The sequence below is a fragment of the Anaerococcus sp. HMSC068A02 genome (assembly GCF_001811125.1).
GTDB lineage: Bacteria > Bacillota > Clostridia > Tissierellales > Peptoniphilaceae > Anaerococcus > Anaerococcus vaginalis_C.
Genome location: NZ_KV803747.1, coordinates 102684 through 110279 on the forward strand (window position 1 = coordinate 102684; position 7596 = coordinate 110279).

A 7596-nucleotide genomic window follows, 5' to 3' on the forward strand; every position below is an offset into this window, starting at 1 on the left:
TCTGTAGATAAAGTTACAAAATAATCTTAAAAAGATTTATTTAATAACTTTATCTACAGACTATTTATTTTGATTTGATATAAAAGCCTTCTGATTAAGACCTATATTTCGGTCTATTTTTTTTACATATTTTTAATTAATTCAAAAAGCTCAATGGCTGCTGATCTTGGACCTTCAAATTGCATGTTGTCAAGTCCTAGTTGGGTTTTTATTGTTCCTACTTTTACTTTATTTTCAAATAAGTTATCAAAATATTTATCTAGTAATTTGTCACATTCTTCTCTTTTTTGAACTGGACCAAATGGATTTGCAAAATATGTTTGAACAAGTCCTGTTTCGGTTGTTGTTCCTTTGGCAAGTCTTGCACCTCTTTTGAAAACTCTTAGGGCTTCTTCTTTTTTATCAAAAATTTCTATTGAATCACAACCATCAAGAACTGCTGAATAATTGTCAGCGTATAGGAAAAAATCAACTTCATATCCTAAATTTATTTCATCAAAAGATGCAACTGGCATTATTAATCTTGAATTTACTTTGTCGGGATTCATAAAAATTGACCTGTCGATTTGTTTAAATGCGTAACCTGCATCAAGGTCATCAAGTCTTACAAAGGCTCCAATTTCTGTTCCATAAGCATAAACTTTATTATTTTGAATTCTAAATGAACCCATATCATCAAATACTATTGTCATTTCTTTTATATAATCTTTGGCAAGTGATCTGAAAGCTTCTATTGATTCGCTTTTTCCTGCTCCGCTATCTCCAAGAATTACAATATTTACAGTTTTATTATTTTGCAAAACTACAGAAAGTCCTGCACCATGAATTGGCAAATATTCTTTTTTAATATTTATTACGTTATTTAATGTAAGGACCATTTTTTTCAAATAACCAAAATAATCAATTTTATCAGAGTAAGCAATGTAGCCTACATATAATTTATTTTCCTTATCATAGTAAAAAGAATTTTTTCTTTCGCCTTGATCTTTTGGTCCATAAATATAAATTGCATCTGGCGTTTTTTCTTCGATTTCTTTAACGTCAGCTAATTCGAAAAGGTTTGATGCAGAAACCCCATGTGTTAATAAATCTCTATGAAAATATATAAAAATTAAATTATCGCCAACTTTTGCTGGATAACAGAAAAAGTGTGGATAATTTATATTTGTATTTAAAATTGGATTTTCATAAACTTCTTCAAAAACCCCATCTCTCTTGTTTGATTTTGTATAAGTTATATAAGGAGTTTCAATCATAACTTGAGTTATAAATGGAATTTTATTTAAATCTTTATAAATTTCTGGATAATTTTTATTAAATTGCCTAATCATAATAGACGCATCGGCAGCAGCTGGGACTTGCCTATAAACCTTTGGCCATTCTCCAAGAATTGACATTTCAATTCGCCTGTAGGCTTGAAGAATCATATTTTTTAATTTTTCATTTATTTCAACAAAATTTACAACTCCAACTCCTCTTGAATTTTCATTTTGTTTTATTATTGAATATCTTTCAAGATTTCTCCAATAATTATAAAATTCCTCAACTATTTTTAGTAAGCCATCTTTTTCCTTATTTAAATTGTGATATTTATTAATTTTTGATGAAACTTCATCAATATTCATTACTGTTAAAAGTTTTAAAATATCAGTTAGCTCTCTTGCAAGAGAATCGACAGATGAATTTATAAAAAACTGTTCAATATAAGCATATACTCTTGTCGAATCCTTTTTGTGATAATTTATAAAACATTTTGTCAAATCAAGAAAGGATTCACTATTTAAAAGTTCATTTACATCATTAAAAAATTGTTCGGATAAATTTAATATGGCTTTGTTGCCTGTAATCGAAAATTCTTTGCTCATTTTATCTCTCTTTCTTTACTCTTTTCTATTTTTATTAATAATTTTTATTAATTATATATCAAATCCCTATCTAAAACAAGAAAAAAAGATTCTTTGTAAGAACATTCATCAAAATCATTTAATAAGTTTTTACAAAAAATCTCATTTTAAAATTACAAATTTATTTTTTTATTTTCCTATAAATATAATAAGAATAAATAAAGGAAAATAAAGTTGAAATTACTAGACTAGCTATAAAAATATAAAAGCAAATATTTAAAGAAAATGATAAGGATGTAAGTGAAATAATTCCGCTAAAGAAAAATAAAATCCCTGCAAACTTTTGAGTTTTTTTCCACACTAAATCATCTTCCATAGCCCAAGATGTCCTAAATCCCATTGTATAATTTCTTTTTATTTTTGGCATAAAAATTCCGCTAATTGCTACAAGCAAAGAAAAAAGTCCAAGTAAAATTCTGCCAACATCAATATTATCATTAAAAGTTTTCCAAACAGTCAAACTTACGATAAGAAAATTTAAAATTGGTATAAATAATAAAAAAATGTGCTTATAATTTTTATCGTGTTTGTCAGATTTTGGATCAAGGCTAATGATAAGAAAAAATGCTATATAAAGCAAAATCATAAAAGTAATTACAAACAACAAAGCATTAGTTTTATTTGTATAAAAATTAGAATCTGCATACAAATCATAATGAATTGGAATTCTTACCGGAAGCCTATCATAAAAAATAATTGCTATTATTATAGATAAAATAAAAATAATCGTTGCAAAAATTAAATTTTTTTTATTTTCTTTCAAAAAATCCACCTACCTTTCTGCTTTAATTAATATCATTATATTAAATTTGCTTGTAAAAGTATATAAGTTTAAAAATTTAAAAATAAAATCATTTTGTTTTTTATTTTTAAATGCTATAATAACTATGTATGCGAAACAAGAAAGGAATATTATGAAAGAATATGATGTTGTTGTAGTAGGCAGCGGTGCTAGCGGATCTTTTATGGCCTACGAATTTACTAAATTAAATTCAGAAAAAAAAGTTTGTGTAATAGATGCAGGAAGAAAAGTAAAAGCTAGAAAATGTCCTATATCAGAAGGAAAAGTTAATTCTTGTATAGGATGCAATCCTTGTAATATAATGTATGGATTTGGAGGAGCAGGAACTTTATCAGATGGAAAATATAATATAACAACTAATTTTGGTGGAGATTTACATAATTATATTGGAGAAGATAAGGCGCTTAAATTAATGGAATATGTAGATTCTGTTCTTATGGATTTTGATAAGGGAGATGCTACACTTTATTCAACAGAAAATACAGGATTAAAAAGTGAATGTCTAAAAAATGATTTGCATTTATTAACAGCAAAAGTTCGTCATTTTGGTACAGAAAGAAACAGAGAAATTTTACAAAAAATATACGATTATGTAAAAGATACTGTAGATTTTGAATTTATGACAAAAGTTATAAGTGTAGATTTTGAAGATGGATATTATTTTGTAAAAACTGACAAAAATGAAACAATAAAATGTAAATATTTAGTTCTTGCTGCGGGAAGATCTGGTTCAAAATGGATTTCAGATACTTGCCAAGAATTTGATGTAGAAATGAAAAAAAATAGGGTAGATATTGGAGTTCGTGTAGAAGTTCCAGCAGAAGTTTTCAAACACATAACAGATAAAGTTTATGAAGCAAAAATTGTTTACCAAACAAAACAATATAACGATCTTATAAGAACATTTTGTATGAATCCTTATGGAGAAGTTGTAACAGAAAATACAAATGGAATTATGACTGTGAACGGTCACTCTTATGCAAACCCAGAACTTAGAACAGAAAATACAAATTTTGCTCTTTTAGTTACAAATAAATTTACAGAGCCATTTAAAGATTCAAATGAATATGGCGAATCAATAGCAAGAGTTTCAAATATGCTAGGTGGCGGAGTATTGATGCAAAGATTTGGAGATCTTGTAAAGGGAAGAAGATCATCAGAAAGAAGAATGAAAAAATCTTTCCTAAGACCAACCTTAAATGCAACGGCTGGAGATTTGTCATTAGTTATGCCAAAAAGACAATTAGATGACATAATAGAAATGATTTATGCTCTTGATAAAATTGCTCCGGGAATGGCAAACGACGATACACTTTTATATGGAATAGAAGTTAAATTTTATAATTCAGTTGTAGAAGTTAATGAAGAATTTGAAACAAGCCAAAAAAATCTATTTTGTCTAGGCGATGGATCAGGAGTAACACATTCCCTATCACAGGCTTCAGCATCAGGAGTTGAAATGGCAAGAATTTTAAATGAAAGAGCTTAATAATTTTAAATTTTCATTTAAAAATTTTTGATTTTTAAAATTAAATTTTCAAATAAAAATATTTGACAAAAAATATAAATTCTTGTATCATAACAAAAGAGAGTTAAAGAAGTACCCACAACTCACCTGCCGACAATTTGTTTTCAGGTTACAATCTCTTGTTAGAATAATTTTCTAATTATATTTTGTATTTTATATGGGTACTTTGAGTGCCCATTTTTTTATTTGAATATTTTGGAGGTAACATTATAAAAGATTTAAAAATTAATGACGAAATTAGAGACAATAAGCTTAGACTTATAGACGAAGACGGATCACAAATTGGAGTTGTATCAAAAGATGAAGCTTTGGATATTGCTTATGATAAACAATTGGATCTAGTATTAATGTCACCAAATGCTAAGCCACCAGTTGCAAGAATTATGGATTATGGGAAGTTTAAATACGACCAAGAGAAAAAAGCTAAAGAAAATAAGAAAAAACAAAAAACAACTCAAACAAAAGAAACAAGATTTAGCTTAAATATCGAAGATCATGACCTAGCAACCAAGGCTAATCAAACAAAGAAATTTCTTAATAACGGAGACAAGGTAAAAGTCTCATTAAGATTTAAAGGTAGAGAATTGGGTCATAAAAACTTAGGCTATGATGTATTAGATAAATTTATGGAATTTGTTGGAGATTGTGCACAAGTTGATAAGAAACCAGCAATGGAAGGAAGATCACTTGTACTATTCATTTCACCAAAGACAGAAGAAAAATAGGAGGCAAATATGGCTAAGAATAAAATCAAAACAAAAAGAGCAGCTGCAAAAAGATTTAAAGTTACAGGCAGTGGAAAAATAAAAAGACACAAAGCTTACAAGGGACACCTTACAGCTAAAAAAACACCAGCAAGAAAAAGAAGATTAAGAAAATCTACAATGGCATCTAAAGGCGATACAAAAAATATCAAAAGATTATTAAATATCTAATAGGAGGAAACAATGGCAAGAGTAAAAAGAGCATTAAACGCTAAAAAAAGACATAAAAAAGTTCTTAAACAAGCTAAAGGTTACTACGGTTCAAAATCATTACTTTTCAAAACTGCAAACCAAGCAGTAATGAAATCTTTACAATATGCATTCATTGGAAGAAAAAGAAGAAAAAGAGATTTTAGAAAATTATGGATTGCAAGAATAAATGCAGCAGCAAGAGCAAATGGAACAAGCTATTCTAAATTAATGGGAAATCTTAAAAAAGCAAATATAGATATTAATAGAAAAATGCTTGCAGAAATTGCTGTATCAAATCCAGAAGAATTTACAAAATTAGTAGAATTAGCTAACCAAGCAGCTTAATGATAATAAAATCAGAATCTAACGAAAAATATAAGTATTTAAATAAATTAAAAAAGAAGAAATACAGGAAAAAGTTTAATTCTTTCATAATCGAATCAATAAAAATTGTAGAACAAATTCCAAAAGACTTTGAATGCGAGTTTGTTTTTGTAAATGAAGATATGAAAGATTATGAAACTAATTTTAAAAAGATAGTTTTTTCAAATAAATTATTTGATAAGCTATCTTTACTGGAAAATCCTGAAGGTGTTTCAGCTTGTTTGAAAATAAAAAATCAAAAAGAAATTTCTTCTGATAAAATTTTACTTTTAGACCATATACAAGATCCAGGAAATCTTGGCACGATTATAAGAAGTGCTGAGGCATTTTCTTTTAAGGATATAATTTTATTAAATTCTTGTGTAGATATATACAATGAAAAAACAATTAGAGCAAGTATGGGTTCTCTATTTAGGTTAAATTTTATCGAATTTGAAATAAATGATTTAAAAAAATTGTTAGATAAAAATTACAAACTGATTTTGGCAGATATGAATGGAAAATCAGTAGATTATTACAAATCTTGTGCTAAAATAATATTAGCAATAGGAAACGAGGCTAATGGAATTAGTAAATCTTTAAAAGGTTTATCAAATGATTTTGTGTCCATAAAAATGGATGGAAAAATCGAATCATTAAATGCGGCAATTGCTGCATCAATATTGATGAATAATTTTAGCCAAAGCGGATAAAAGCTATACTATCCAAGCAAAGCAAGTGGTAGATGATGAGAGGCCACCTTGTAACGGTATAGTAATTCCCCGCCTAGCTTTGATACGAATTAAGTAGTTGAGACGGTAATGCGTTATAATTATTGAGTGGATTATTACAATCAAATTAGGTGGTACCGCAGATAAGTCTGTCCTTTTACAGGGCAGTTTTTTTGTACCAAAAATTAAAGGAGAAAAAATGAAAGAACAATTACAAGCCTTAGTCAAAGATGCAAAAAAGGCTATTGAAAGTACAGATGGATTAAAAAATCTGGAAGAATTAAGAGTTAAATATTTAGGAAAAAAAGGAGAAATAACTTCACTAAAGAAAAATATTTCAAAATTACCTAACGAAGAAAAACCTATGGCTGGTAAGTTAATAAATGAAATATCAAAAGAAGTTGAAGAAAAATTAGAAAAAAGAAAAGAAGAAATTAAAAAAATTCTTCTTTATAAAAAAATAAAAGAAGAAAAAATCGATGTAACTGCAAATTTTGACCTTTATTCTAGCGGACATTTTTCAGTTATAAATCAAACAATGGCAGAGCTTGAAGAAATTTTTCAAAATATGGGCTTTGACGTTGTTGAAGGACCAGAAATTGATACGGTGAAAAATGTTTTTGATGATTTAAATTCTCCAAAAAATCACCCATCAAGATCACTTTCTGATACTTTTTATATAAATGAAAATACTCTTCTTCGTCCTCACACATCAAGTATGCAAATTCGTGTGATGAATGAAGGGAAACTTCCAATAAAAATGGTTTCAGCTGGAAGAGTTTTTAGAAATGATGAAGTAGATGCAACTCACTCTCCAATGTTTCATCAATTGGAATGTTTAGTTGTTGATGAGAATGTATCACTTGCAAATTTAAAAGCAACTCTTGAAACTTTTATAAAAGAAATGTTTGGCGATGAAATGAAAATGCGTTATCGTCCTCATCATTTTCCATTTACAGAACCATCTTTAGAAGTTGATGTAACTTGTCCGATTTGTGGTGGCAAGGGATGTCCTGCTTGTTCAAATACAGGTTGGTCAATGGAACTTTTGGGTGGAGGAATGGTTCATCCAAATGTATTAGAAAATTGTGGAATAGATAGTGAAAAATATACTGGTTTTGCCTTTGGTCTTGGAGTTGATAGAATTGCCATGGTTAAGTACGGACTAGATGATATTAGATTACTATTTGATAATGATAAAAGATTTATTGAGCAATTCTAGGAGGGATTATGTTAGTACCTTTAATTTGGCAAAATGATTATATAAAATTAGACGAAGATTTAAAAACAATTACAGATAGATTATCAGAGA

General features: G+C 27.9%; 8 protein-coding genes. 6 read left to right on the top strand and 2 right to left on the bottom strand.

What is annotated here, in order from left to right; translation table 11 throughout:
* Positions 1–122: 122 nt before the first annotated feature.
* On the bottom strand, positions 123–1865 hold the full coding sequence (locus HMPREF2782_RS04305) for a phosphoenolpyruvate carboxykinase (RefSeq protein WP_070641129.1): 1743 nt from the start codon (positions 1863–1865) through the stop codon (positions 123–125).
* Positions 1866–2025: 160 nt separating this feature from the next.
* Complete coding sequence (locus HMPREF2782_RS04310; RefSeq protein ID WP_070641131.1) at positions 2026–2667, bottom strand: SdpI family protein; 642 nt, start codon at positions 2665–2667, stop codon at positions 2026–2028.
* Between the two features lie 151 nt (positions 2668–2818).
* Here HMPREF2782_RS04310 and HMPREF2782_RS04315 point away from each other — a divergent pair, with 151 nt between their 5' ends.
* The 6 genes from HMPREF2782_RS04315 (at position 2819) to pheS (ending at position 7506) form a co-directional block, all read left to right on the top strand.
* Positions 2819–4195, top strand: coding sequence for an NAD(P)/FAD-dependent oxidoreductase (locus HMPREF2782_RS04315; RefSeq protein ID WP_070641134.1), 1377 nt, complete (start codon positions 2819–2821; stop codon positions 4193–4195).
* A 209-nt stretch (positions 4196–4404) separates the two neighbouring features.
* Positions 4405–4959: a translation initiation factor IF-3 gene (gene infC / locus HMPREF2782_RS04320; RefSeq protein WP_004839185.1), complete on the top strand. Its 555-nt coding sequence runs from the start codon at positions 4405–4407 to the stop codon at positions 4957–4959.
* Between the two features lie 9 nt (positions 4960–4968).
* Complete coding sequence (rpmI, locus tag HMPREF2782_RS04325; protein WP_004839184.1) at positions 4969–5169, top strand: 50S ribosomal protein L35; 201 nt, start codon at positions 4969–4971, stop codon at positions 5167–5169.
* 12 nt (positions 5170–5181) lie between these two features.
* Positions 5182–5535, top strand: coding sequence for a 50S ribosomal protein L20 (gene rplT, locus HMPREF2782_RS04330; RefSeq protein WP_004839183.1), 354 nt, complete (start codon positions 5182–5184; stop codon positions 5533–5535).
* The gene (locus HMPREF2782_RS04335) at positions 5535–6266 is read left to right on the top strand and encodes a TrmH family RNA methyltransferase (RefSeq protein ID WP_070641136.1); all 732 of its coding nucleotides are present in this window, start codon (positions 5535–5537) and stop codon (positions 6264–6266) included. The genes rplT and HMPREF2782_RS04335 overlap by 1 nt, the downstream gene beginning before the upstream one ends.
* Positions 6267–6483: 217 nt before the next feature.
* Positions 6484–7506, top strand: a complete 1023-nt coding sequence (gene pheS / locus HMPREF2782_RS04340) for a phenylalanine--tRNA ligase subunit alpha (RefSeq protein ID WP_070641138.1) — start codon at positions 6484–6486, stop codon at positions 7504–7506.
* Positions 7507–7596: the final 90 nt, after the last annotated feature.

What these genes read in the sequence shown, in the direction of transcription:
- pheS (WP_070641138.1), top strand. Translation starts at nt 6,484, where the DNA reads ATGAAAGAACAATTACAAGCCTTAGTCAAAGATGCAAAAAAGGCTATT.
- rplT (WP_004839183.1), top strand. Translation starts at nt 5,182, where the DNA reads ATGGCAAGAGTAAAAAGAGCATTAAACGCTAAAAAAAGACATAAAAAA.
- HMPREF2782_RS04335 (WP_070641136.1), top strand. Translation starts at nt 5,535, where the DNA reads ATGATAATAAAATCAGAATCTAACGAAAAATATAAGTATTTAAATAAA.
- rpmI (WP_004839184.1), top strand. Translation starts at nt 4,969, where the DNA reads ATGGCTAAGAATAAAATCAAAACAAAAAGAGCAGCTGCAAAAAGATTT.
- HMPREF2782_RS04315 (WP_070641134.1), top strand. Translation starts at nt 2,819, where the DNA reads ATGAAAGAATATGATGTTGTTGTAGTAGGCAGCGGTGCTAGCGGATCT.
- HMPREF2782_RS04305 (WP_070641129.1), bottom strand. Translation starts at nt 1,865, where the DNA reads ATGAGCAAAGAATTTTCGATTACAGGCAACAAAGCCATATTAAATTTA.